Annotated in this window: 23 protein-coding genes; 7 read left to right on the top strand and 16 right to left on the bottom strand. The window is 42.2% G+C overall.

Features of this window, described 5'->3' with window-relative positions; genetic code table 11:
* Positions 1-8: 8 nt before the first annotated feature.
* The 8 genes from NDN13_RS03875 to paaA are packed head-to-tail and all read right to left on the bottom strand — an operon-like array spanning position 9 to position 6760.
* Positions 9-1547 (bottom strand): 3-hydroxyacyl-CoA dehydrogenase, encoded by a 1539-nt coding sequence (locus tag NDN13_RS03875; protein WP_251117232.1) that lies wholly within the window; start codon positions 1545-1547, stop codon positions 9-11.
* A 2-nt stretch (positions 1548-1549) separates the two neighbouring features.
* The gene (gene paaG, locus NDN13_RS03870; RefSeq protein WP_251117231.1) at positions 1550-2341 is read right to left on the bottom strand and encodes a 2-(1,2-epoxy-1,2-dihydrophenyl)acetyl-CoA isomerase PaaG; all 792 of its coding nucleotides are present in this window, start codon (positions 2339-2341) and stop codon (positions 1550-1552) included.
* Positions 2341-3114, bottom strand: coding sequence for an enoyl-CoA hydratase-related protein (locus NDN13_RS03865; RefSeq protein ID WP_251117230.1), 774 nt, complete (start codon positions 3112-3114; stop codon positions 2341-2343). Before NDN13_RS03865 ends, paaG begins: the two co-directional genes overlap by 1 nt.
* Before the next feature lie 13 nt (positions 3115-3127).
* Complete coding sequence (locus tag NDN13_RS03860) at positions 3128-4189, bottom strand: 2Fe-2S iron-sulfur cluster-binding protein (RefSeq protein ID WP_251117229.1); 1062 nt, start codon at positions 4187-4189, stop codon at positions 3128-3130.
* 23 nt (positions 4190-4212) lie between these two features.
* Positions 4213-4713, bottom strand: a complete 501-nt coding sequence (paaD, locus tag NDN13_RS03855; RefSeq protein WP_171549114.1) for a 1,2-phenylacetyl-CoA epoxidase subunit PaaD — start codon at positions 4711-4713, stop codon at positions 4213-4215.
* Between the two features lie 16 nt (positions 4714-4729).
* The gene (gene paaC, locus NDN13_RS03850; protein ID WP_251117228.1) at positions 4730-5485 is read right to left on the bottom strand and encodes a 1,2-phenylacetyl-CoA epoxidase subunit PaaC; all 756 of its coding nucleotides are present in this window, start codon (positions 5483-5485) and stop codon (positions 4730-4732) included.
* Between the two features lie 12 nt (positions 5486-5497).
* Positions 5498-5788, bottom strand: coding sequence for a 1,2-phenylacetyl-CoA epoxidase subunit PaaB (gene paaB, locus NDN13_RS03845; protein ID WP_005203429.1), 291 nt, complete (start codon positions 5786-5788; stop codon positions 5498-5500).
* A gap of 33 nt (positions 5789-5821) precedes the next feature.
* Positions 5822-6760, bottom strand: a complete 939-nt coding sequence (gene paaA / locus NDN13_RS03840; protein ID WP_251117227.1) for a 1,2-phenylacetyl-CoA epoxidase subunit PaaA — start codon at positions 6758-6760, stop codon at positions 5822-5824.
* 266 nt (positions 6761-7026) lie between these two features.
* Between paaA and paaZ the strand changes: the two genes are divergently transcribed.
* From paaZ to NDN13_RS03820, 4 genes are all read left to right on the top strand, one after another.
* Positions 7027-9129, top strand: coding sequence for a phenylacetic acid degradation bifunctional protein PaaZ (paaZ, locus tag NDN13_RS03835; RefSeq protein ID WP_251117226.1), 2103 nt, complete (start codon positions 7027-7029; stop codon positions 9127-9129).
* 86 nt (positions 9130-9215) lie between these two features.
* Positions 9216-9506, top strand: a complete 291-nt coding sequence (locus NDN13_RS03830; protein WP_251117225.1) for a DUF1330 domain-containing protein — start codon at positions 9216-9218, stop codon at positions 9504-9506.
* 270 nt (positions 9507-9776) lie between these two features.
* Positions 9777-11063, top strand: a complete 1287-nt coding sequence (locus tag NDN13_RS03825) for an acyl-CoA dehydrogenase family protein (protein ID WP_251118160.1) — start codon at positions 9777-9779, stop codon at positions 11061-11063.
* A 15-nt stretch (positions 11064-11078) separates the two neighbouring features.
* Entirely contained in the window at positions 11079-12278 is a 1200-nt protein-coding gene (locus tag NDN13_RS03820) for an acyl-CoA dehydrogenase family protein (protein ID WP_171549118.1), read from the top strand.
* A gap of 94 nt (positions 12279-12372) precedes the next feature.
* On the opposite strand, the gene dsbG is transcribed toward NDN13_RS03820, so the two are convergent.
* From dsbG to dsbD, 3 genes are read right to left on the bottom strand one after another with little or no spacing between them, the layout of a single operon-like run.
* The gene (gene dsbG, locus NDN13_RS03815) at positions 12373-13119 is read right to left on the bottom strand and encodes a thiol:disulfide interchange protein DsbG (RefSeq protein ID WP_251117224.1); all 747 of its coding nucleotides are present in this window, start codon (positions 13117-13119) and stop codon (positions 12373-12375) included.
* Positions 13116-13964, bottom strand: a complete 849-nt coding sequence (locus tag NDN13_RS03810; protein WP_251117223.1) for a TlpA disulfide reductase family protein — start codon at positions 13962-13964, stop codon at positions 13116-13118. Before NDN13_RS03810 ends, dsbG begins: the two co-directional genes overlap by 4 nt.
* Positions 13964-15901 (bottom strand): protein-disulfide reductase DsbD, encoded by a 1938-nt coding sequence (gene dsbD / locus NDN13_RS03805; protein ID WP_251117222.1) that lies wholly within the window; start codon positions 15899-15901, stop codon positions 13964-13966. The genes NDN13_RS03810 and dsbD overlap by 1 nt, the downstream gene beginning before the upstream one ends.
* 109 nt (positions 15902-16010) lie before the next feature.
* Between dsbD and NDN13_RS03800 the strand changes: the two genes are divergently transcribed.
* Positions 16011-16673: a response regulator transcription factor gene (locus tag NDN13_RS03800; protein WP_251117221.1), complete on the top strand. Its 663-nt coding sequence runs from the start codon at positions 16011-16013 to the stop codon at positions 16671-16673.
* A gap of 5 nt (positions 16674-16678) precedes the next feature.
* Positions 16679-18034 carry a sensor histidine kinase gene (locus tag NDN13_RS03795; RefSeq protein WP_251117220.1) on the top strand — a complete coding sequence of 452 codons (1356 nt, stop codon included), beginning with the start codon at positions 16679-16681 and terminating at the stop codon, positions 18032-18034.
* 24 nt (positions 18035-18058) lie between these two features.
* Here the strand turns inward: NDN13_RS03795 and gorA are convergent, their stop codons facing one another.
* Positions 18059-19411, bottom strand: a complete 1353-nt coding sequence (gorA, locus tag NDN13_RS03790) for a glutathione-disulfide reductase (protein ID WP_251118159.1) — start codon at positions 19409-19411, stop codon at positions 18059-18061.
* Between the two features lie 158 nt (positions 19412-19569).
* Positions 19570-20814: an alkane 1-monooxygenase gene (locus NDN13_RS03785; protein ID WP_251117219.1), complete on the bottom strand. Its 1245-nt coding sequence runs from the start codon at positions 20812-20814 to the stop codon at positions 19570-19572.
* A gap of 189 nt (positions 20815-21003) precedes the next feature.
* Here NDN13_RS03785 and NDN13_RS03780 point away from each other — a divergent pair, with 189 nt between their 5' ends.
* Positions 21004-21936 (top strand): AraC family transcriptional regulator, encoded by a 933-nt coding sequence (locus NDN13_RS03780; protein ID WP_251118158.1) that lies wholly within the window; start codon positions 21004-21006, stop codon positions 21934-21936.
* Positions 21937-21981: 45 nt separating this feature from the next.
* Here the strand turns inward: NDN13_RS03780 and lpxA are convergent, their stop codons facing one another.
* From lpxA to lpxD, 3 genes are read right to left on the bottom strand one after another with little or no spacing between them, the layout of a single operon-like run.
* Positions 21982-22770 carry an acyl-ACP--UDP-N-acetylglucosamine O-acyltransferase gene (lpxA, locus tag NDN13_RS03775; protein ID WP_016540266.1) on the bottom strand — a complete coding sequence of 263 codons (789 nt, stop codon included), beginning with the start codon at positions 22768-22770 and terminating at the stop codon, positions 21982-21984.
* A complete protein-coding gene (fabZ, locus tag NDN13_RS03770) occupies positions 22767-23252 on the bottom strand; it encodes a 3-hydroxyacyl-ACP dehydratase FabZ (RefSeq protein ID WP_004653316.1) in 486 nt (161 codons plus the stop codon). Before fabZ ends, lpxA begins: the two co-directional genes overlap by 4 nt.
* Before the next feature lie 6 nt (positions 23253-23258).
* A complete protein-coding gene (gene lpxD, locus NDN13_RS03765) occupies positions 23259-24329 on the bottom strand; it encodes a UDP-3-O-(3-hydroxymyristoyl)glucosamine N-acyltransferase (protein WP_251117218.1) in 1071 nt (356 codons plus the stop codon).
* Position 24330 lies beyond the last annotated feature (1 nt).

Below are 24330 nucleotides of genomic sequence, written 5' to 3'. Positions count from 1 at the left end.
GCTCCTGCTTATGCACATTCTGTTAAATTTTTTGAATCGTCAGCAATCACACTTTGCTGCTTTGCCACGTATTGCTTGAGATAAAGACTTGCACGATATTTTTCTTCGCCATAGATGGCATATAAATTGTTTAACGTTGCCAAGACATATTCAGCGCCCAATTGCATCATCCATTGATACGGTCCCTTAGGATAATTGACACCATATCTCATCGCATTATCAATATCTTCCATACTCGCAACACCATGCAGACTGGCCTCACAGGCTTCATTGATCAACAAGACAATGGTACGTAAAGTTAACAGTGCGGGATGATCGCTGATCCAAAGTACCTTGATCTGTTGTTGCGCAAAAAACGCTTCGATTTTTCCCAAATCTTCAACTTGGCAAAGATGGTTATGACTCAGCACCACCGCCTGTGCCTGCTCAAAATGATGATGCCAATCCATCAATACCGTTTTACGATTTGGATAATCGATATTGGCAGATTCTCCATGACTTAAACGTAGATCAATATCATCAATTTGGATGATATTTTCATTGCTTGTTAAAGCATGACTTAGGCCCAGACGTTCTAATACATGCGGACATTGAGCCCATGTACCTTTGACTTGAACATCAGCATGAAAAGACGGCGCAGTAATAAGCTGAGGCTGAAAAGTCGCATACTGATTTTTTTCATCATAGCGATAAAAGCCTTGCTTTGATTTACGTCCCCATGTACCCGCATCCACCAATTCTTTCTGAATCAGGCTTGGACGATAACGCGGTTCATAAAAGAAGGCTTCATAAACACTTTGAGTGACTGAGAAATTAACATCTTGCCCAATTAAATCGGTTAACTCACACGGTCCCATCGCAAAACCACCGCACTGCTTTAGGGCATAGTCGAGCTGGTCATATGTAGTGACCTGTTCTTGCAAGGCGCGAAATGCTTCTGCATAAAAAGGACGGGCAATCCGATTGACGATAAAGCCTGGTGTTGACTTGGTTAACACAGGAATTTTGTTCCAAGCCAGCATCAAGGCTTTTAAGGCCTGACATAAATCAATTGGCGTTTTTAAGCCTTGTACAATCTCCACCAGTTTCATCACTGGTGCAGGATTGAAGAAATGCAGTCCAACTATACGCTCAGGATGTGGAACAGTAGATGCAATTGCTGTCACTGAAATAGATGAGGTATTGGTGGCTAAAATAGTTTGGTCGTTACAAATCGTCGCCAACTGCTTAAACAAAGCCTGTTTCACTTCCAGCTTTTCAACTACCGCTTCTATCACCAAATCGACACCTGCCAATGTCTCGATTTGATCAGCAATGCTCAAACGTGAAAGTGCTTGCTGTGCCTGCTCAGAGGTCATCTTGCCTTTTTCTGTCAACTTCGCGAAGGTCTGATGCAATCCTTCAACGGCCTGCTGGGTCCTTTCACGGTCAAGATCATAGAGCACCGTAGAATGACCATTGGTGATTGCCAATTGGGCAATCCCAATTCCCATGGTGCCCGAGCCAATCACGGCAATTTGGGCGTGGGATAAATCGAAACTGATCATGCTTAACGCCCCTGAAAATTTGGCTCACGCTTATTCATAAAGGCTTGGACGCCTTCACGATAATCTTCCGAACGCCCAGCAATACGCTGAAAATCTCGTTCCAAGTGCATCTGTTCGTCAAAACTATGATTACTTGATTGATGCATGGCTTTTTTGATCAGCGACAGGCCAAAAGTCGGTTGCTTAGCTAAACGTTCCGCCAGTTCTGTGACCTTGGTTTTTAATTCGCTATCTTCAGCCACATCCCAGATCATGCCCCATTCTTTGGCGGTTTCAGCAGGCAATTTATCACCCAGCAACGCGAGCCCCATGGCACGCGCATGGCCTACAGCACGTGGCAAGAACCAAGTTCCACCTGAGTCAGGTACTAAACCTAAACGACAGAAGGCCTGTACAAAGTTGGCAGATTTGGCTGCAATCACCAGATCACAGGCCAAGGCAATATTGGCACCTGCGCCTGCAGCTACTCCGTTCACCGCACAAATCACGGGCTTCGGCATATTCACAATGGCTCTAATCAGCGGGTTATAGTAGGTTTCAATCGAGTAACCTAAATCAGGTGCTGCGGCATTTGGATCAACCACACGATCGCCAAGATCTTGCCCTGCACAGAAACCACGGCCTTCGCCACTGATCACGATACAACGAACCTCTTGTTTTTTAGCCCATAGATTCAGAACTTCGGCCACCTCACGGTGCATCTCGACGTTAAAGCTATTCAATGCTTGGGGACGATTAAAGGTTAAATAACCCACCGCATTTTTTTCTTCCACGATAATATTTTTATAGTCCATTACTCACCTCTAAAGATTGGTTTTCTTTTTTCAAAGAATGCATGAATGCCTTCGTTTCGATCTTTGGTTGCTGCCAACCAGACAAAATTCTGTCGTTCTGCTTTCAGTCCTTGACTCAATGTGATTTCATGAATACTTTTGATTGATTGTTTGATCACCCGAATTGCCAAAGGCGCTTGTTTGGCAATTTTGCTTGCCAATTGGACTGCATATTCCACGGTCAGTGCTGTTGGCACCACTTCACTACAAATCCCATGTTGCTGTGCTTGCTTGGCTGAGATCATTACCCCTGTCATCGCCCAGCGCATGGTCAATTGCTGCCCCACCAGACGTGCTAAACGTTGAGTACCACCTGCACCGGGTAACATGCCTAGGCCAATCTCAGGCAAGGCAAATTTGGCATTGTCACCACAAATCACCATATCCGAATGCAACACCAGCTCAAAGCCCGCACCCAAGGCATAACCATTCACAGCAGCGATGATGGGTTTAGTAAAACTGTCAATCTTCTGCCATAGCGTTGGACGGATATCGAGCTGTAAAGCTACGGCATCCATTTCTGCCAATTCGTTCAGATCTGCACCCGCAGCAAAGCAATTGCGATTGCCCGTCAGTACAACCACTTTCACCTCAGGATTCTGTTCTGCTTGTTCCAATAGCTCACATAGACCCTGTAAAGTGGCATTATTCAACGCATTACGTTTTTCTGGACGGTTTAAGCTGAGCAGCATGACCCCATCTATTGGCCTTTCAACCTGAATCAAGGTTTGCATGACGATCTCACCTCTACTCATCAAAGCTTAAACGTACATTTGCGCCTTTCGGTAAAGTCTGGCAGCTCAGCACATAGCCTTTTTCCACCTCATCATCTTCAAGGCTATAGTTCAGGAACATATCCACTTCACCTGAAAGCACCTTGCAGCGACAGGTGGCACAGACCCCACCCTTACAGGCATAAGGCAAATCCGCACCGGCACGTAATGCGGCATCTAGGATACTTTCGTCCTCATGTCCCACAGCAACAATCAACTCTCGCCCATCCAACACAATATTGACTTTTTCTTCTTTACGGTTGGCATCAACTTCCGCTGAACGTTTGCGGACATGCCCCGTATTAAAACGTTCCGTGTGAATCTTCTCTTTAGTCACACCATACACAGGAAACAGGCGTTCAACCGTGTCCATCATTTCGTCGGGGCCGCAGGCAAATACATGATCAAAGTTGGGTTCTAATACCTCATATTCAAATAACTGCTTGAGCTTGTCTTCATCAATCCGGCCATTCAGTAACTCACTGTCATTGAATTCACGTGAGAAAATATTAATCAGCTGAAAGCGTTCTTTAAACTGGTCTTTTAAATCCATAACCTGCTCAGCAAACATGGTTTGTTTCCAAGAACGATTGCCATACAGCAAAGTAAAGTTTGCCGAGTTTTGCTCAAACAACACCTGTTTTATGATGGAAAGAATCGGGGTAATACCACTTCCAGCAGCAATACCTAAATAAGCTTGCCCACCTGTTCTGGCTGCTTTCTGAAAAAAAACGCCTTGTGGTGGCATTACTTCCAGTACATCACCCACTTTTAAATGTTCATTGGCCCAATGGGAAAACTGGCCCTGATCAATCTTTTTGACTGCAATACTGATATCTTCTTTTGGCGCATAACTACAGATCGAATAGCAACGGCGAATTTCCCCAGCCTCGGTTAAATGGCGAATCGTCAGATGCTGGCCCGGCTGAAATTGGAACTGTTGCTGTTGTTCTGGGACCAGATCAAAAGCAATACAGATCGCCTGATCAGTCTGAGGTGTAATTGTTTTTACTTTTAATGGAATAAATTGGCTCATGGCTGATTTCCTTATCCAAGGCTTTAAATACATTTAAAATAATCAAAGGGTTCAAGGCAGTCCCGACATTTGTACAGTGCTTTGCAGGCAGTCGAACTAAACTCGGTCAACAATCGAGTGTCGCGGCTTTTACAGTGTGGACAGACCACACCATCACTCAGATGCACATGCGTTCCGCATAGCTGTGCAGTCCCTTCTGGTGGTGCAATCCCATAGGCTTGCAGCTTCTGCTTACCTGCATCTGACATCCAGTCCGTGGTCCATGCTTCTGATAAATCAATCATGACTCTTGCAGGGATCAAATCCTCCGCTGCCAATGCTTCGACGATCTGTGCTTTTAATAAGTCAGTGGCTGGACAACCGCTATAGGTCGGGGTCAATCGAACAATAATTTCTTGTTGTTCATTCAACTCCACACCGCGAATCATGCCCAGATCCACAACGGACAATACTGGAATTTCTGGATCACTGACGTTTTGTAAAACATCCCAGCATTGGTCAATACAGTGGCGAATCATTTGCATGGCGATACTCCTTGTGTTACCAAGTCATCTCAGGATAATTACGCTGGATGGATTGCATTTCAGCCAACAAATATCCTAAGTGTTCGGTATGCAAACCTTGTTTGGCGCCACGGCGGTAAGCACCATTCTCAGGAATCGTTAATTCAAAGCGCTTCAATTCCTCGGTAACGGTTTGCTCCCATTGCGCTTTTTCAGTGGAAAAATCAGCAATGATGCCTTGCCCAACCAATGTCTGTTCTTCCGCAGTGAGTTCAAACAGTTCAGCACTAAAACGCCATAAACTGTCCAAAGCCTGCTGCACACGTTGATGCGCTTCGGTTGTACTGAGGCTTAAACGCTCCATCCAGCTGGTGGAGAAACGAATATGGTACTTAGCTTCTTTTAAAGATTTCACCGCCAATGCAGCGCCTTCTGGCATTGAGGATTGAGTTAAAGCGGTTAATAACAACACATGGTAATGATCCATCAACCACTGACGCACGATGGTCTGTGCAAAATCACCATTCGGTTGTTCACATAGCAATAAATTGAAAAACTCACGTTCGTTGCGGAAATAAGCCAGTTGATCTTCATCACGTTTTTCAGCTTCGTATTGTCCTGCCAAAGTCAGAAAATTTCGGGATTGCCCCAGTAAATCCAAACCAATATTGGCCAAGGCAATATCAATTTCCAGCTCTGGCGCATGACCGCACCATTCAGCCAAACGTTGCGCCAAGACCAGTTGGCTATCACCGATATGTAATAAGAATTTAGACAAAGCGATATTATTCATTTGCATACTCCCTTACATGTGCTCAATGCCATCAGGAATATGATAGAAGGTCGGATGACGATAGACTTTGTCCAATGCGGGTTCAAAAAACTCCGATTTTTCATCAGGCTGTGATGATTTGATCAGTTCTGAACGCACCACCCAAATGCTGATGCCTTCATTACGGCGGGTATAGACATCACGTGCATGTTGCAGTGCAATTTCGTCATCTGGAGCTCTTAAACTGCCGACATGGCGGTGACTTAAACCTTGTTTACTGCGCACAAATACTTCATAAAGCGACCAGTTGTTATTATTTTCCATTACGTTATCCTCAAATTTTTCCCTAAATTTTGCTTAAGCAACTTTGCCGACTTGGGCTTGCTGCTTTTTGGCATACACCACAGCGGCATCACGCACCCACTTGCCATTTTCCCAAGCCTTACGACGTGCTTCGATCCGTTCATGATTACAAGGCCCACGACCCGCAATCACCTCATTGAATTCCTGCCAGTCAATCTCGCCATAGCTGTAATGGCCGGCTGCTTCATTCCACTGCAAGTCAGCATCCGGTACGGTTAAACCAAGCTGCAATACTTGAGGAACCGTGTTATCGACAAACTTCTGGCGCAATTCATCATTACTAAAGCGTTTGATTCCCCATGCCATGCTTTGCGCACTATTAGGAGAATGATCATCACTTGGACCAAACATCATCAATGCAGGCCACCAGAAACGATTCACCGCATCTTGTGCCATTTGTTTTTGTTCGGGTGAACCAGCCGCCAATGCCATCATGGCTTCAAAACCTTGACGTTGATGGAAACTTTCTTCTTTACAAATCCGCACCATGGCACGTGCATAAGGACCATAAGAAGTACGACATAAAGCCACTTGATTCACAATCGCAGCACCATCAACCAGCCAGCCAATCGCCGCGACATCGGCCCAACTCATGGTTGGATAATTGAAAATCGATGAATATTTCATTTTTCCATCAATCAATTTTTCCATCATCTCATCACGATCCGCACCCAAAGTTTCTGCGGCACTGTAAAGATATAGACCATGCCCTGCTTCATCCTGAACTTTTGCCAATAACACGGCTTTACGTTTCAAGGTCGGTGCACGGGTAATCCAGTTACCTTCTGGGAGCATACCGACAATTTCTGAATGACCATGTTGCCCAATCTGACGAATCAAGGTCTTGCGATACGCTTCCGGCATTTCATCTTTGGCTTCAATGGTGATGTCATTGGCGATATTGTGCTCAAATTTCTGATACTTATTTTCCATTTGTAGATTCCCTTGAGAATTCCATCCATGAATCTATTTTTCGATACACAAAAAATAAAGTCAATCAATATTTTTGTATCAAATTAAAATCAACAAGCAAACTCAAACCAAGCAATTGTTTTAATTATATTTAATAAAATTAATCAAAATTAATTTGGATTTTCAAAACAAATTTAGATTGACTTTTAGCCCAATCAGGATGAAATTATGAATCATATTTTAAATATTTTTATAATTGATGTATCACATAAAAATGGAGTTTGATCATGCTTGAACAAGCACAGCAAGAAGAAATCGCCAAGGGCAATGAAGACCAAGGTTCGGGTCAGCAACTGCTACAGCTAGCGTCCTATGTCTATGCAACGTGGCACTCAAGTCATCAAGATCGACGTACGGTTGTACATGCCATTACTGGCGAGCCAATCTATAGTGTCAGCAGTCACGGCATCGACATGCAGCAAGTGGTCAAATATGCCAAGCAGAATGGTACCGAGCTGGCAAACTGGACTTTTCATCAACGAGCCAATGCCTTAAAACAAATCGCACAGCATTTACTTGAGCACAAAGAAGATTTTTATCAGCTTGCCTATGCAACGGGTGCAACACGAAAAGATGCATGGATTGATATCGAAGGCGGTATTCAAACCTTATTTGCTTATTCAAGTCTGGTACGCCGTGAACTCAATGATGAAAAAATTATTACGGAAGACAGTTGGATTCAACTTTCAAAAAATGGCACTTTTGGCGCCAAGCATATTTTAAGCCCTAAAGCGGGTGTGGCAGTTCATATCAATGCCTTTAACTTCCCGATTTGGGGCATGCTGGAAAAAATTGCACCGACGTTATTGGCGGGTGTGCCTTGTATCGTCAAACCAGCCACTGATGGCGCTCAACTGACTCAAGCCGTGGTTGCAGCCATTATCTCAACTGGAATCCTACCCAAAGGTTCTCTACAACTGATTTGCGGACAAATTGACGATTTGTTTGATTACTTGGGCCCTCAAGACTGCGTGACCTTTACTGGCTCTGCCTATACTGGGCAAAAGCTTCGCAACCATCCCCATCTGAACAAATATTCAATTCCATTTAGTATGGAAGCTGATTCAGTGAATAGTGCGATCCTCAGCCCTGAAGCAGATGAAGCCACGGTTGATCTGTTTGTACGTGAAGTGTTTTGTGAAATGACCACCAAAGCAGGACAAAAATGTACTGCGATTCGTCGAGCCTTTGTACCGCAAGCACTTCTTGAGCAAGTTCAGCAAAAACTGAGTGCTAAGCTGGCAAAAGTCGTGGTTGGTGATCCACAAAAACAAGACACCAGCATGGGTGCACTCGCCAGTCCAAAACAAAAACTGGATGTAGCGGCTAAAGTTGCTGAACTGGCGAAAGAAGCCAAAATTGTATTTGGTGATGAGACAACGTTTAAAATCAATGCTGAGCATCCTGATAAAGGTGCATTCTTCCCACCGACCTTGTTACTGTGTGAGCAACCACTACAGGCAAGCTTGGTACATACCACTGAAGCTTTTGGCCCTGTGTGTACTTTGATGCCGTATCAATCAATTGACGAACTTGCCGATCTTGTGGCTCGTGGTGAAGGTAGTCTGGTTGCCTCCGTAGTTAAAAATACTCATGAAAACATTGAGCAGATTATTCAGAAAATAGCACCTTGGCATGGTCGAGTTCATATTCTGGATGAAGAATCTGCCAAAGAAAGTACGGGTCATGGTTCGCCACTGCCTCATTTGATTCATGGCGGACCTGGTCGTGCTGGTGGCGGTGAAGAACTGGGGGGCATTCGCGCAGTCAAACACTATATGCAACGGACTGCGATTCAAGGTTCACCGAACAGCCTCACTCAAGTGACGCATTCATGGACCACGGGTTCAAACATCAAGCAAGACCGCGTCCATCCTTTTAAAAAGGATTTTGATGAACTGGTCATTGGTGAGCGTTTATTAACTGCACGTCGTACCGTGACTGAAGCCGATATTGTCAATTTTGCCTGTCTCAGTGGCGACTATTTTTATGCGCATACCGATAAAATCGCTGCAACGGATTCTTTCTTCGGTGAGCGTGTGGCGCATGGTTATTTCATCGTTTCAGCAGCAGCAGGTTTATTTGTCGATGCTGCTCAAGGCCCTGTGATTGCCAACTATGGCATGGATAATTTACGTTTTGTTGAGCCTGTGAAAATTGGTGATTCGATTCGTGTTGAACTCACCTGCAAACAGAAAACCCCTAAACCGCAAAAAGATCCATCTCAACCTGAACATGGTGTCGTAGTTTGGGATATCAAAGTCAAAAATCAGCGTGATGAACTGGTCGCAACCTATGATATTTTAACTTTGGTCGCTCGCGCAGCTTAAAGTAAGTACATTGATGGGTACGATCAGGTATCCATCAATGCCTTGAAAATTTAGTCAGTTAAAAATAGTTCAATTCAGGAAAAACCATGAGTGCCTATATCATTCTGATTCGTAAAGAACTCAAAAATAAAGATGAGATGAAAACTTATACATCTTTAGCACGCAAAGCCAGCCAAGGCTTTGATGCTGAACCGATTGTGTTTTATGGTCAGTCAATTGCATTAGAAAATATCGAAAGCGACGGCGTTGCCATCATTAAATTCAGCAGTATGCAGGAAGCACAGAATTGGTATCACAGTGATGCCTATCAACAGGCCAAAAAACACCGAGATTTGGCAGGCGAATATATGGTGATTTTGACAGAAGGTTTAGATTAATCCTGTTTGTAAATAAATCACAGATTCAGCAGACTGAATGACAAAGCGATTCTAACGAAACCGAGCCTCTGTCATTTTGGTCAATTTTTTTTAAAATTATTTTTTTGATATTTTTTTTAAATCATAAAAAACAATACAATACAAAATAAAAACCTGCTTATTTACCCTTTATCTTTCTCTAGTCAGCATGTCAAACAAGACATAGTCTTTTGATCAGGAGCATGTCAGCATAAATTTACAACCATCCTTCAGGATAAAACCATGTCGAATATGATGAATAAAGCTCAAGGGTTTGGGCTATCTTTGATCACTAAACTCGCAGGAAGCGAAATGCTTGATCAACTCAAATTAAGAAAATTTGTAGAAAAATCATTATATCAAGGTTCAAAAACGGGCTTTAAAGTACTCAATAAAACACAAAAAGCATTTAAGCCACAACCGCTCGATAAACAACGCCTCCCAAATCAGACCAACAAAAATCTGTTTGATCTCAGTCTGACTGAAGAACAGCAAATGACCGTTGATGCCATGTCACAATTTGCTGAAGAAGTCCTGTACACATTGGCACATGATGCAGATCATCATGCACAATTCCCCGAACAACTGTGGCAACATTTGGTTGATTTGGGGCTCAACTATTATGCTTTGCCAGAGGCATTGGGTGGTGTGGCAGCAGAACAAAATATTGTGAGTAATATTCTGATTGCGGAAAGCTTGGCTAAGGGTGATTTCAGTCTGACTGCAGGTTTACTCAGCACCTTCAGTGTTATCAATGCAATGACTCGTTGGGGCTCAACCCAAGTTCAATCGATGTACTTACCTGTGTTTGCAGAAGATACGGATGTTACGGCGACTTTCGCATTTCAGGAAGCAACAGCTGCTTTTAACCCATACCAGTTAAAAACCACGGCAACTGAAGCCAATGGACAGTTCTATATTACGGGTGAAAAGAGCTTAGTGCTTTTAGGTGATATTGCCGATGTGTTCTTGGTCAGTGCGGAGTTCAACGGTCAACCTGATATTTTCGTGGTGCAATCCAATGAAACGATTGCCATCAAAGCCAACCCTGCAATGGGCCTAAAAGCTGCTGAAACAGCGACCCTTCAATTTAATCAAACGCCAGCCTTACGCTTAGGGGATGCTGATTTTGATTACACTGCTTTTGTTGATCTTGGCAACTTGATGTGGTGTGCCATGGCGATTGGGACTTGTGAAGCAATCAAAGCCTACTGTATCAAATATGCCAATGAACGTACTGCCTTCGGTGAACCAATCTCGCATCGTCAAAGTGTGGCTTTTATGATTGCTGATATGGCGATTGAAATCGATGCGATGCGTATGCTGGTTTTAAATGCTGCCAGTTTGGCAGAAGCTGGCAAACCGTTCCATCGTGAAGCCTATCTTGCTCGCCTGCTCTGTGCTGAAAAATCAATGAAAATGGGTACCGATGGTGTTCAGATTCTCGGTGGTCATGGCTTTACCAAAGAGCATCCTGTTGAGCGTTGGTATCGTGATCTTCGTGCAACGGCAATCTTGCATTCTGGCTTACATGCTTAATTTTGGAGAACAATAATGAATTTACAAAATCCGAAAAAATTCAAAATGCTGGTTGATCAAGCACACGAAACGGCGCTCAATGTGCTACGTCCAATTTCACGTAAATACGATAAAGCTGAACATGCCTACCCGAAAGAACTGGATATGCTGGCGGCTTTATTGGACGGTATGAATGAAAGTGGTGAAGGTGTGGGTGCAGCCAATGCCAGTAAACGTGGCACTGCCAATCTTGATGCCATTGTCAATGGCGGCAATATGTCTGCTGCGCTAGGTATCATTGAAATGTGTTATGGCGATACAGGCTTGCTCCTTAGTATGCCCCGTCAAGGCTTAGGCAACTCAGCAATTGCAGCGGTTGCCAATGACGAACAGCTAGAACGTTTCAAAGGCACTTGGGCGGCCATGGCGATTACCGAGCCGGGTTGTGGATCGGATTCGGCCGCGATTCGTACCACGGCGACTAAAGATGGTGATGATTATATTCTGAATGGCGAGAAAATCTTTGTCACTTCGGGTGAACGTGCTGATTCGGTTGTGGTCTGGGCAACCTTGGATAAAAAATTAGGTCGCGCTGCAATCAAGTCTTTTGTAGTACCAAAAGGCACAGCCGGCATGAAAGTTGAACGTCTTGAACACAAACTGGGGATTAAAGCCTCAGATACAGCGGTCATCAGCTTTATCGACTGTCGTGTACCTGCTGCCAATTTATTGGGCAACCCAGAAATTGATGTGGCTAAAGGTTTCGCAGGTGTAATGGAAACCTTTGACAATACCCGTCCACTGGTCGCTGCAATGGCGATTGGTTGCGCCAAAGCATCGCTAGAACGCATCAAGGAAATATTTAAAGATCAGCTTGATCCAGACTACTTAACACCCTACTTACAGACCTCAAACCTAGCGGCACAAATCTATCGTATGGAAGCTGAGTGGGAAGCTGCACGATTATTGATGATTAAGGCAACCTGGATGGCAGACAATAAAAAGCCGAACTCGAAAGAAGCATCCATTGCCAAAGCCAAAGCAGGCCGTGTAGGGAATGAGATCACACTCAAATGTGTCGAGCTAGCGGCAAGTGTCGGCTATGGTGAAGATGAGTTATTGGAAAAATGGGCCCGTGATTCAAAAATTCTGGATATTTTTGAAGGTACGCAACAAATTCAGCAATTGATCATTGCCCGCCGTGAATTGGGTAAATCATCAAGTGAACTAAAATAATTATGAATCGGTGACAATCTAAAAAGGACGTTTTCATAACGTCCTTTTTGTTTGATTCATCCCGATATGAATCCGTATTTCCATTCACCGATTTTTATTCAAAAACACTTTTTAAATCCTTGGGTAAGCCCTGCGCCGTTTCTAATCCGCCCTGAGCATTCTTCCAGACTAAAGCCGGCGTTGCATAAAAGCCATATTTATTCATCATCTCTTCATTAGCTTCCAGTTTTTCTGCTAGATGCGTCGGAATCGGTTTTAATTCTTTCAATTTTTGTTTCCCTTTCGCCGCATTAAATGCTTCAAAAACCTGTTGTGGATTTGAAGCAGCCAGTAGTGTTGCGGCCTGTCCTCGACTTTCAGAACGAATCACACCGACTTGGATGTGACGCAATTGCACTTTACCTGCTTTCACATAAGGACGGGCCTTTTCCCAAAAAGCATGGCAATACGGACAATTTGGATCGGAAAAGACATAAATAATTCGGGGTGCTTTGACATTGCCATCCTGAATCCAAGCCGATTTTTCCAGACTTTTCCAAACATCATCCAAAACAGATTGCTTCACATGTTTATTCAACGCATCAACAGTTAAGTTATCACCTTTGGCATTATGCAGATCCCCAACAATATAATATTTATTGTCATTTGAGATGAAAACCGTCATTGGATTTTGCTGCATATGCCCAGCCCAACCTGTCATTTGCTCGGGTGCCTCAATTTGCTTTACAAAGCTAAAACCTTCCTTTTCCAGTTTTTGCTTAATGCTTGGAACTGCGGCAATAAGCGATGTTGAAGACATTGCAAATGCCGTCACAGCGAACAGTTTAAGATATGGATTCATTGAGAGACTCCCTCATTAAGTTGAGTGATTTTTTGTAGATATTGTTTCAGCATTGCAGGCGTAAGTTCGCCTAAATGACGTTCCACCAGCTGGCCTTGTGCATTGAAAAACAAACTGCTTGGCAGTCCAAACATATTCATCTGCTCCGCCATTTCTCCATGCGGATCGGATAACACATGCTGAAACTGGAATTGATGCTGTCGCAAATAATTGTGAATCACATCGGGTGTTTCACCCTGATTCAGCATCACAAACTGAACATTGGGATGATCTTGTTGAGCCTGATACAACACAGGCATTTCACGGTGACAAGGTGGACACCAACTGGCCCATAGATTAATGACCGTCGGTTGTCCTACAAATTGAGTTAAAGATTGGGCTTGCTGATTAAGATCAGAAAAAGTGAGTTCTGGATATTGTTGTTCAGCCTGAAATCTATTGTGTATGCCTAGGCCACCCAATAGCACCGCAAAGAAGATGACCAAGCTGCCCGCAATGACGGCATGGTTTAAAAAACGATTTTTCCAAATAAACCATACACTCGCAGCAACCAAGCCGCTATAGAGATGAAAGCCTTTATCCTGAACCTTTAAAATATCAATCGGATGAGCGAAATAGACATCTGCATGTATCACGACAAAACCGAATCGTGCAGCAAGCAGTCCGATCAGAATCGCCGTCCAGAGCGAATCCTTATAACCCTGCCAAAGCGCGGTTGACCAGAGAAAGCGACGACTTAAATACAGGCCGAATAGCTGTACGCTGCATAGTCCCGCCAGAATAATCACGAATGACCACGGCAAGATAAAAATCCAGAGATGTAAGGCTTCTGAGGAAATAAACATTATTTCTCCCCAGACATCGACTGAATATTTTGAACTAGTTGCTTTGCTTTATAGGTTCCCGTTAAACGTAAATCCCGAATTTCCTGATGATTTGAGTCGAGAAATAAAACGGTGGGAGGTCCTAAAATTTGCCAGTTCTTCAGAAGAATGTCTTGAGAAGCCTCATAATGAGTTAAATCAAGCTTAATACGGACCATATGTTCAATCGCCGCTTGTACTTCTGGTGCAGGTAAGACATCTCGCTCAATCGGTTGGCAAGCCACACACCAATCGGCATACACATCAATCAATACTGCTTGATTCGGATGTTGTGCCAGTGCCTGTTCAAATTCATGTTGATTTCGAACTACAGTCCATGCGTGTAAGGAGGATACCCGTTGCTGATGAAAAGAAGAGGCTGCCAACTGTATTTGCCATATACTACTCGCTGTGAGCCCCCCAACAAGACCAAGCAATATCAAGCGATAAGAAAGCTTTTGTACATAACGCAACACTACGATCAGATAACCTGCCATTGCAATCAAAACCAGTGCAAGAATGGAATAATACAAGGCACTTGCGAATAATGGTCGAGCAAAATATACCGCTAAGGCTAACATAACAAAACCAAAGCTGAACTTGAGACGCTCCATCCATAATCCTGGTTTCGGTAGGTATTTCACCCCAAAAACACTGGCAATAAAAATTGGAATGCCAATGCCCAAGCCCATCAGGAATAAGTAAAGCCCACCTAACATGCCATGTTCAAGCTGTGAAACATAGAGTAAAGCACCCGCAAGTGGTGCACTCATACAAGGACCTACGATTAAAGCGGATAATGCCCCCATGATCGCCGCACTGAATAGCGTACCGCCCTTTTGCCCTTGTTGGATTCGATCTAAACGTTGCAATACCGACTGTGGCAGAGACAGCTGATACAAGCCGAATAAATTAAGTGCAAATGCAATAAACATCAGTACAAATAAGCCAATCACCACTGGGTTTTGAAACCAACGCTGAACATTAAAGCCAATTTGTGACACCACAAATCCCATCACGGCATAGACCAAAGCCATACTGGTGACAAAAGTCAGCGCAATCAGTGCTGCCTTACGCCTCTTGTTCTGTTGTACCAAGATACTGGACAGGATTGGAATCAAGGGTAATGAACAGGGTAAAAATGCCAATAAAACCCCAAACCCCAAGAACGCAATAAGATTAAGCCAAACCGTTTGACTGGAAAGCAGGCTAAGAAAAAATTGATCATTGTTCCAAGCTTGCTTGAATGTTTTGCCACTCACCTGCTGCTGGCTACTTGATTCAGCAACTGCAGTTGTACTCTGCGTTACTGAATCTTGCTGAATATTCGTTGTGTCCGTAGAATCATTGATCTGTTGAGTAGGTTCACTGGGTTTACTAGCTTCAGCCTGTGTAGCTACACTCGGAGCCGTATTTAAGTCTTGGCGATTCAACGGTTCCGAAGTATCCGTCGTTTTTTGTGGCTCTTGAACTAAAAGTGCCAATTTAGTTTGTGCTGATGCGAACTTTTGTTGGGGCAATAAACCTGCTGCATCGGTTTGAATCGTTGTTCTCTGTACAGGATAACAGAGTCCATCATCGGCACAACCCTGCCATTGCACACTGTATAACTGATTCGGCTGCACCTCGAATTGAGCGGTGACTTGATGATAATGCACATTGGTCTTACCAAAGGTTGGATCATCCTTTTCCTGCCCTTTCGGTAATTTTAAGTCAATATTTTTACCATTGACGCTCAGCTTAAACTGGTCATGATATAAATAATAATTGGGGACGATGTCCCAATTGAGTTCAGCCTTTTCTTTAGAAATTGAACTGGCTTGGAACTTAAAAGCTTGGTCAGGATGTAAAAAATCATTCCCAGCCCACGCTACGGTATTTAATCCAAGGACCATACCGATTAAGAGTTGAAATCGCATACCATCTGATCTAAAGCATTAACATGCTGGCATTATCAAACAAGCAAAATTAAGAGAACATTAAGGCGCTTTTTTATTTGTAGAATAGGGACTCTATTGAGGAAAAGCCATGTTTGTCGTACTCGTTGAAGATGATCCCTATATTGCTGAAAGTATTATCGCTGCCTTGGATTATCTCAGTATTTCAGTTGAGCATGTAAATACAGCCAAAGCTGCCGATTATTTTATCCGTAACAGCGCTGTGGATTTATGTTTGCTAGATCTCGGCTTACCTGATCAAGATGGACTGGACTTGTTACAGACATGGCGCAAAGATGAACTGCATGTGCCCGTACTGGTACTGACCGCACGTAACCAAACCCAGCAATGTGTCGAAGCTTTGAATGTGGGGGCCGACGATTACCTGACCAAGCCCTTTGATTTAAGTATATTGATTGCCCGAATTCACGCCTTAACAAGACGAAATAGAGGTTACTCCTCCAATACGATTCAAATTGGTGAGCTACAAATTCACCCAGATACGCAGCAAGCCTATTATCAGGGACAGCTCTTAACGCTTTCACGTCGTGAATATAGTTTGCTTGAATCGTTTATGCTTTATCCGAATCAAATCCTCAAAAACGAAAACTTAATTGATAAAGTGTATGGTTTTCAGGAAAGTATCGAGAGTAATGCGATTAATGTGCATATCTATCATCTTCGACAAAAAATCCACCCAGATATTATTCAAACAATTCGTGGTGTGGGCTATATGCTAAAAGTAGCCGAGTAAAAGAGATGAAAAGTTATAGTTTAAAATGGCGCTTGGTGACCACAATTTCCATTGTGTTTATCTTACTTTGGTCATTGGTCTTTTACTGGCTCTATGTCGATTTAGAAAAACGCTTGCAATCTACCTTAGATCAGCGTCTTTCCGCATCCGCTCAAATGGTTGCTCATTTAATTCAGCAACTTCCTGTGAATGAAATTATCGACACATTAAACTCGGCACAACAAAAGCATGACAGTCAAAATCTACTGGTTTGTGAGGTTTCCTTTTTGAACTCTGGTTCTGGAACTGATCCACAAGTGATTGTCAGAACCCAAGGCTCACCCAAACTTTCAACACGACATGTTGGTTTTAGTACATGGCAAGAAAATAATATGGAGTGGCGCAGTTATGTATTGCAAAAAGGACATATACAAGTTGTTACTGCCGAGAAATTACAGCTTCGCTATTCCTTACTCAAACAGATTTTACAGTCGGTACTGATCCCTTTAATTCTGACCTTAATTTTATGTATCTTATTAATTCTATGGATAGTTCGTGTTGAATTTCAACCTCTTGATCAGATTGCCCAGCGTGTCAAACAAAGGAAACAGCATTTTTCCACTGCGACAACAGAGCTGCTTGAGCTCAAAGCTCAAAATATTCCTCAAGAAATCCAGCCATTTGTTGATAGCCTAGTTGAACTGGTGCAGAACCTGCACCAGAGTTTAGAAAATGAAAAGAGCTTTAGTGCCTTCGCTGCACATGAGCTGCGCAGCCCACTAACTGCAATTAAAACCCATGTGCAATTAAGCAAACTGATGTTAGCACAAACTCAAATAGAGCCTGAGAAGTTACTCAATAATCTAGAAAAAGCAGAAATAAGTATTCAGCGTTACCAGCAATTACTTGAACAGCTTCTATTACTCAGCAAAACCGAAACTCAGCTACCACCAGTATCAGACCAAACAGATGTTGGTCTTTGTTTAAAACACGTCATCACTGAGCTTGAAAAAAAATATACTGATCTATCACAACAATTAGACGTTGATTGGACCAGTCTATCCGCTATCGCACTCCCCCATGCTACGCTCAGTATTGTACTGAAAAACTTGATTGAGAATGCATACCTACATGCACAGCCCTCCATACACATTTACATGGAACAAGACGATTTAATTGTGAGCGATCATGGCAAGGGATTAAGCGATGCGGAGTTAAATCTACTGACCCAAAGATTTTGGCGTAAATCCGCACAGAACGATGGACACGGGCTCGGTTTAGCCTTGGTCAGTCAATTACTTGAGAAATATGGCTATCGCATTCGCTTTAGCCATCATCTCCCAAGTGGTCTTAAAGTCGTTATTTCATCTGTTCAAGGATAGAACAGATAAGATCATGATCAGACCCTAGCGCATGGTGACAAACTCTTCTGCCGAGGTAGGATGGATCGCAACCGTATTATCAAAATCTTTCTTGGTTGCTCCCATTTTTAATGCCACCGCAAAGCCTTGTAAAATCTCATCCATCCCAAAACCAATCCCATGAATCCCAACAATTTTTTCATTCTCGCCAACACAAACCAATTTCATTTTGGTCGGTTGGCGATGTTGAGTAATGGCACTGTACATGGCAGTAAAGGATGAGTTATAGACCTTAACCTCTTTTTGACCATATTGCTCAATGGCTTCTTGCTCTGTAATCCCCACTGTTCCAATTGGAGGATGGCTAAACACCACAGTTGGAATATTGTCGTAATCTAAATGCTCATCAGATTTATGATTAAAGAGTCGTTCGGACAATCTGCGTCCAGCAGCTACAGCAACCGGTGTTAACTCCATTTTCCCAATAATATCGCCAACGGCATAAATGCCTTGTTGTGAAGTATTCTGGAATTTATCGACCTGAATATAGCCCCGTTCATCTAGTTGGACATTGGCTTTCTCTAGATTCAAACTTGCAGTATTTGGCTCTCGACCAGTGGCCCAGATCAGACAATCAACCGTGTGGTGTTCACCATTCTCCAAATGGAGTACCACGGAACCATCTGCATTTTTTGTAACTTTTTGCGGTACTGCTTGGGTATGTACAGTAATGCCATCTGCCCGCATTACTTCGACTAAGGCTTCACTTAAGAAAGAATCAAAACGTCTTACAGGCAAATCCTTACGAATAAATAATCCAACCTGAGAGCCTAAAGCATTCAGTACACCCGCCAATTCAACCGCAATATAACCTGAACCAATCACTGCGGTGGTTTTTGGTAAAGCACTTAATTCAAAGAAGCCATTCGAATCTATGCCATATTCCACCCCATCTATTTTAGGTAATGAGGGCTGTGTCCCTGTTGCAATCAGGATATGATCTGCTGTGAAGCGATCACCATTAACCTCAATGGTATGTTGATCAATGAAATAAGCCGCACCCTGAATAAGATCAACATTATTCTTGCTTAGGCTATTTTGATAAGATTGATGAATGCGATCAATATATGCTTGCCGATTATTGATTAAGATCTGCCAATCAAATGCTTCAACTTTAGTATTGAAACCATAATCAGGACCATATTTTTGAATCGATTCAGCAACATGCGCGGCATACCACATCACTTTTTTAGGAACACAACCAACATTGACGCAAGTCCCGCCTATTTCAGATTTTTCAATCAAGGCACATTTTTTTCCATACATCGCAGCACGATTGACTGATGCAATCCCGCCACTACCGCCACCAATCGCAATATAATCATAATGTTTTGTCATCATCGCCTCATAAAATCAATTGCAAGATTCTTGTTTGTTCTCACGTATAGATATACAGCAACAAAGTATAAAAGCCGTTGTTTTTTAAATTTTTTATACAAGAAAATAAAAAGGCACTGATGATGATTCATCAGTGCCCTGCTTTGGGAAAGCTTTGATTATTCAGCAGTCACAGCTTCAATCTGAACCTGTTCTAAAGACTGATCAACCACACCAAATTTCTTAAAGATTTTGGCACGACGTTTTGGATAAATATTGGCTTTATTCAAATCACCTTTGTAGTGATCAAATACACGTTTATCCATCATTTTCGACCATAGTGGTGGAATTAATGCAGGTAATAGCATACTTGCATAACCACTTGGTAATTCAGGCGCTTCATCAAAATGACGTAAAGCCTGGAACGGACGTGTCGGATAAGCATGATGATCTGAGTGACGTTGCAACTGATACAAGAATAAGTTGGTCACAATATTATTATTGTTCCAGCTATGTTCTGGCATGGTACGCTCATACTTACCATTCTTGTCTTTTTTACGTTTTAAACCATAGTGTTCGATATAGTTAATAATCTCAAACAAGCTAATGCCATAGAATGCTTGAGTCGCTAAATATGGAATAACGCCTTTACCAAACAAACCGACCATCGATGCATGAAAAGCAGCACTCATGCCCCAACCTTGTAAAAGTTCATTTTCAGTTGACCAGAATTCTTTACCTTTACGTTTTAAACGGTTGGTTTCAATCTCAATTGCAGATTTAAACGAACCAATCACGGTACGTGGCCAGAACTCATAGAATGTTTCACCCATTTGTGAAGATGCTGGATCTTCAGGTGTTGCAGCACGTTTATGGTGGCCATAAGGATGTTCAATTCGGAAATGGTTATAACCTGTTGGCACAAGCGCTAAATGCGACAGAATATGGTCAATACGATCATGTTTATGACTCAATTCATGTGCGGTATTGATCGCAATCCCGTTGATGGCACCCATCGAAATACCAAGAAAAATCTTATCAATGAACGATGTTTCTTTACGACTGGTTAAATAACATGCATATACATTGGCTGCATATTGTAGGGGAATAAAGCTTTTCACCAAGCGAGAGTAATACGGATCTTTTTCAAGCAGTTTAATATCTTCATCTGTTGGATTATTGGCATCTTTACCAATAATAGTATCAATCGTTGGAATGATGATATGTAAAACGATTGGTCCACCTAAAGCAAAAATTTTCTTCAATGGGCGTGGTGCAAATTGATAACCTGCTAAAATACCAATTCCGATTGCAGGTAAAGCTGGGCTAATGGCCCATAAATAACGTTTACGATCCAACTGAGTTTTTGACTTTGGAATGCTTACTGGCGTAAGTTCTTGCTCAACATTTACTGGCGCATTCATCATCGAATCCATGTCTTTGTATATATACGTATATTCTGAGGAATTATGAATTTCATGACAGTTGCAAGCGTCCAAAAAACCTATGTCAAAGTCTTTGGCATCATCCACCCTGTTTTTGTCCTATAAACACATATTGAGTTATTAGCGCAGCTCTCTATAATTTAAATGAATACATCGTTAAATAATCATATGGATGCTTTAAGTAAAATATTTGCTGATATACATTTAAATCACACTGAATATCTCTACTTGAAAACTCAAGGAGAATGGAGTTTCATCTGCCAAGATCAAACCGCCTTAATTGTTCATATTGTTTTAGTTGGTTCTGTTTTTATTCAAATTGACGCGCAAAATAGTTTAACTGCACATGCAGGTGAAATTGTGGTGATTCCATCAGGAAAAGCACATACCGGTGCAGATAATGCCATCACTAAATTAGTTGATGCCGTTGATATTTCAAAGTTTTTTAATGGTCATAAAGAAGATGCCATTGAGTTCGGTACAAACTCATCCGAGAAAAATCTGATCCTGACCGTTCGCTGCCAAATCGACACCATTATGGCGAAACCGTTTATTCAGGCCTTACCCGCACTGATCCATCTCCAGCATGGAGATACCAATGCGCCCGAATGGTTACAGATCGGTTTGCATTTTCTCGCTTTAGAAACCCAGAATATTCAAGCAGGCCGCGATATCATCATCGATCATTTGGTCAATATTTTATTAATCAAATGTATTCGAGATCATATTCAACAAATCTCAAGTCAACATGGTTGGCTCAGCGCTTTAAATCATCCTGAACTGAGTAATAGCCTTGCCGCAATTCACAATCATCCAGAAGATGCTTGGACGGTTGAATTACTTGCCGAACAATGTTGTATGTCACGTTCAAAATTTGCCAGTCTATTCCATGAAGTAATTGGTGAATCACCTCTCGCTTATTTACAGCAACATCGTATGCGCTTAGCCAGCCAGTATCTACGCAAAAGTAATTATTCTGTACAACAAATTGCCAATAAAGTTGGCTATTCTTCAGAAACTGCGTTTAGTCAGGCTTTTAAACGTACTTTTGAACACTCTCCGAAACAATATCGTCAGCAGTTTGTAGAACAGGAAAATTAAGCATAAAAAAAGACACCGCGGTGTCTTTTTTTTTCAATCTAGCAATTAACGCACAATACCGCGAGTTGACTGTTCTAAAGAGTCAATAAACAATTGCGCTTCAGGCGTCTTCACTAGAATTTCATTACGAATCTGTTCAATCGCTTGTTCAGTGGTTAAACCAGATTTATAGATTAATTTATAGGCTTCTCTTAAACCTTGAATGGTATCTCTAGACCAGCCCTTACGACGCATCCCTTCGATATTCATACCAAAAGCACGTGCAGGATTACCAGAGGCCATGATATAGGCTGGAACATCTTTAAGAATTAAAGCAGCCCCACCGATCATACTATAAGAGTCAATCTTACAGAATTGATGAATACCCGCATTACCGCCGACAATCACATGATCACCAACATGCACATGCCCAGCGACACCTACATTATTGGCAAAAATATTATGGTTCCCAATCACACAGTCATGTGCAATATGCGTATTCACCATTAATAAGTTATGGCTACCAATCTTGGTCAAACTATGGTCCTGGACTGTACCGCGATGCAACGTACAGTGCTCACGAATCGAATTATGATCGCCAATTTCTAGCCAAGTTTCTTCGCCTTGATATTTCAAATCCTGGCAAATTTCCCCAATACTCGAGAATTGGAAAATATCATTATTTTTACCAATTCTCGTAAAACCACCAATAACAACATGTGAATGTAATTTGGTACCAGAGTCAATACTTACATTTGGACCTACAATACAATATGGACCAATTTGTACATCAGAAGCGATTTCTGCAGACGGGTCAATAATTGCTGTAGGATGTATTAAATTTTGACTACTCATGTCTGCTCTATTTTCTGGTGGGAAATAATAATCTCTGCTGTCGCGGCAACCTTGCCATCAACACTAGCGGTACAATTGTACTTGTAAATGCCACGTTTTTGCATCACAAGTTCAGATTTTAAGATGAGCTGGTCACCCGCAACAACTTGTTTTTTAAATCTGATTTTCTCAGCACCCGCAAACAAGAACAAAGAACCTGCTTTTGGCTTTTGATTTGTAAGTACAAAACCTAATATACCAGAAACTTGTGCGAGAGCTTCAATGATCAGCACACCTGGCATAATTGGATAGGTTGGAAAATGCCCTTGTAAAAACTCTTCATTAATCGAAACGTTTTTATAACCGACAATACTATTTTCAGTTACTTCGGTAACACGATCGACTAATAAAAATGGATAACGATGGGGTAAATATTCACGAATCGTAAGAATATCCATCGGTAATTCAGGCATTGTAAATGCTGGAGAAGTAGACTCAGTCATAATAAATTATTTACGCAACTTAAAGGTTGATTCAAGGGACTCTAATTGAGCTTGCATATGATCAAGTCTTTTAGTGATTTGGGTCAATGGCACATCTGCTAATTGTCTTAAGCGTACAATCGTCTTTTTCCAGTGGCTATTTTCAAAAAGTCCCATTCCTGAAGAATAGGTTCCAGGCTCAGAAATATTTCTTGTGACCATTGACATTGCCGTAAGTGTCACATTATCCGCTATTGTAAGGTGTCCAACTACCCCTGATGCACCACCCATGATACAGTTTTTGCCAATTTTCGCACTTCCTGCAATTCCGCAATTTGCGGCAATCGCAGTATTCTCTCCAATTTGAACATTGTGAGCAATTTGCACAAGGTTATCAATAATGACACCATCTGCCAAAATTGTATCGTCTAATGCACCACGGTCAATACTACAATTTGAACCGATACGGACATCATTTCCAATACGGACTGAACCTAACTGAGCAATACGATGCCACTTAGCTTGGTAAGGCGCAAAACCAAAACCTTCTGTACCAATCACGGTATTGGCGTGAACACGAACCCGATCTTTCAGTTTTGCTGCTCCAGTAATCGTAACATGTGCATCAATAAAGCAATCTTTACCCACTTCAACATGATCATCAAGAAATGCATGTGCTTGAATAATGGTATTATTTCCCACCACGCAATTTTCACCAATAACAACATAATGCCCGACATAAGCATCATCAGCAATGATTGCAGAAGGATGAATCTGGGCTGTGCGCTCAATGCCGCGTTGAGTTATCTTTTTTTCAAATACATGGGTTAAGGTGGCAAAAGCCAGATAAGGATTGTCAACAACAATAAAATTTTGTTTATTTGTGAGTTGTTGTTTCAGGACTGCGGTGACAATGTACACACCTGCATGACTTGCTTCGGCTTGCTCCAAGTATTTTTCACCATTCACAAAACAGATATGGTGTTTTTGCGCATGCTCTAAACTCGCCAAATTTGAAATTTGGAAGTCTTTCTCACCAAAATGCTCACCTTGGACAAGATGAGCAATTTCTTCTAAACGATAAGTACGTCTATTCATT

The organism is Acinetobacter sp. C32I (assembly GCF_023702715.1).
Classification (GTDB): domain Bacteria; phylum Pseudomonadota; class Gammaproteobacteria; order Pseudomonadales; family Moraxellaceae; genus Acinetobacter.
This window is presented reverse-complemented; position numbering and strand designations above follow the sequence as displayed.

Excerpts from the sequence above, each read along its gene's own strand:
- NDN13_RS03860 (WP_251117229.1), bottom strand. The coding sequence starts at position 4,189 with ATGAGCCAATTTATTCCATTAAAAGTAAAAACAATTACACCTCAGACT.
- paaC (WP_251117228.1), bottom strand. The coding sequence starts at position 5,485 with ATGAATAATATCGCTTTGTCTAAATTCTTATTACATATCGGTGATAGC.
- paaD (WP_171549114.1), bottom strand. The coding sequence starts at position 4,713 with ATGCAAATGATTCGCCACTGTATTGACCAATGCTGGGATGTTTTACAA.
- lpxD (WP_251117218.1), bottom strand. The coding sequence starts at position 24,329 with ATGAATAGACGTACTTATCGTTTAGAAGAAATTGCTCATCTTGTCCAA.
- NDN13_RS03780 (WP_251118158.1), top strand. The coding sequence starts at position 21,004 with ATGGATGCTTTAAGTAAAATATTTGCTGATATACATTTAAATCACACT.
- dsbD (WP_251117222.1), bottom strand. The coding sequence starts at position 15,901 with ATGCGATTTCAACTCTTAATCGGTATGGTCCTTGGATTAAATACCGTA.
- NDN13_RS03800 (WP_251117221.1), top strand. The coding sequence starts at position 16,011 with ATGTTTGTCGTACTCGTTGAAGATGATCCCTATATTGCTGAAAGTATT.
- paaB (WP_005203429.1), bottom strand. The coding sequence starts at position 5,788 with ATGGAAAATAATAACAACTGGTCGCTTTATGAAGTATTTGTGCGCAGT.
- NDN13_RS03795 (WP_251117220.1), top strand. The coding sequence starts at position 16,679 with ATGAAAAGTTATAGTTTAAAATGGCGCTTGGTGACCACAATTTCCATT.
- paaG (WP_251117231.1), bottom strand. The coding sequence starts at position 2,341 with ATGGACTATAAAAATATTATCGTGGAAGAAAAAAATGCGGTGGGTTAT.
- NDN13_RS03820 (WP_171549118.1), top strand. The coding sequence starts at position 11,079 with ATGAATTTACAAAATCCGAAAAAATTCAAAATGCTGGTTGATCAAGCA.
- dsbG (WP_251117224.1), bottom strand. The coding sequence starts at position 13,119 with ATGAATCCATATCTTAAACTGTTCGCTGTGACGGCATTTGCAATGTCT.
- NDN13_RS03865 (WP_251117230.1), bottom strand. The coding sequence starts at position 3,114 with ATGCAAACCTTGATTCAGGTTGAAAGGCCAATAGATGGGGTCATGCTG.
- NDN13_RS03785 (WP_251117219.1), bottom strand. The coding sequence starts at position 20,814 with ATGAATGCGCCAGTAAATGTTGAGCAAGAACTTACGCCAGTAAGCATT.
- NDN13_RS03830 (WP_251117225.1), top strand. The coding sequence starts at position 9,216 with ATGAGTGCCTATATCATTCTGATTCGTAAAGAACTCAAAAATAAAGAT.
- NDN13_RS03875 (WP_251117232.1), bottom strand. The coding sequence starts at position 1,547 with ATGATCAGTTTCGATTTATCCCACGCCCAAATTGCCGTGATTGGCTCG.
- NDN13_RS03825 (WP_251118160.1), top strand. The coding sequence starts at position 9,777 with ATGATGAATAAAGCTCAAGGGTTTGGGCTATCTTTGATCACTAAACTC.
- NDN13_RS03810 (WP_251117223.1), bottom strand. The coding sequence starts at position 13,964 with ATGTTTATTTCCTCAGAAGCCTTACATCTCTGGATTTTTATCTTGCCG.
- lpxA (WP_016540266.1), bottom strand. The coding sequence starts at position 22,770 with ATGAGTAGTCAAAATTTAATACATCCTACAGCAATTATTGACCCGTCT.
- fabZ (WP_004653316.1), bottom strand. The coding sequence starts at position 23,252 with ATGACTGAGTCTACTTCTCCAGCATTTACAATGCCTGAATTACCGATG.
- paaZ (WP_251117226.1), top strand. The coding sequence starts at position 7,027 with ATGCTTGAACAAGCACAGCAAGAAGAAATCGCCAAGGGCAATGAAGAC.
- gorA (WP_251118159.1), bottom strand. The coding sequence starts at position 19,411 with ATGACAAAACATTATGATTATATTGCGATTGGTGGCGGTAGTGGCGGG.
- paaA (WP_251117227.1), bottom strand. The coding sequence starts at position 6,760 with ATGGAAAATAAGTATCAGAAATTTGAGCACAATATCGCCAATGACATC.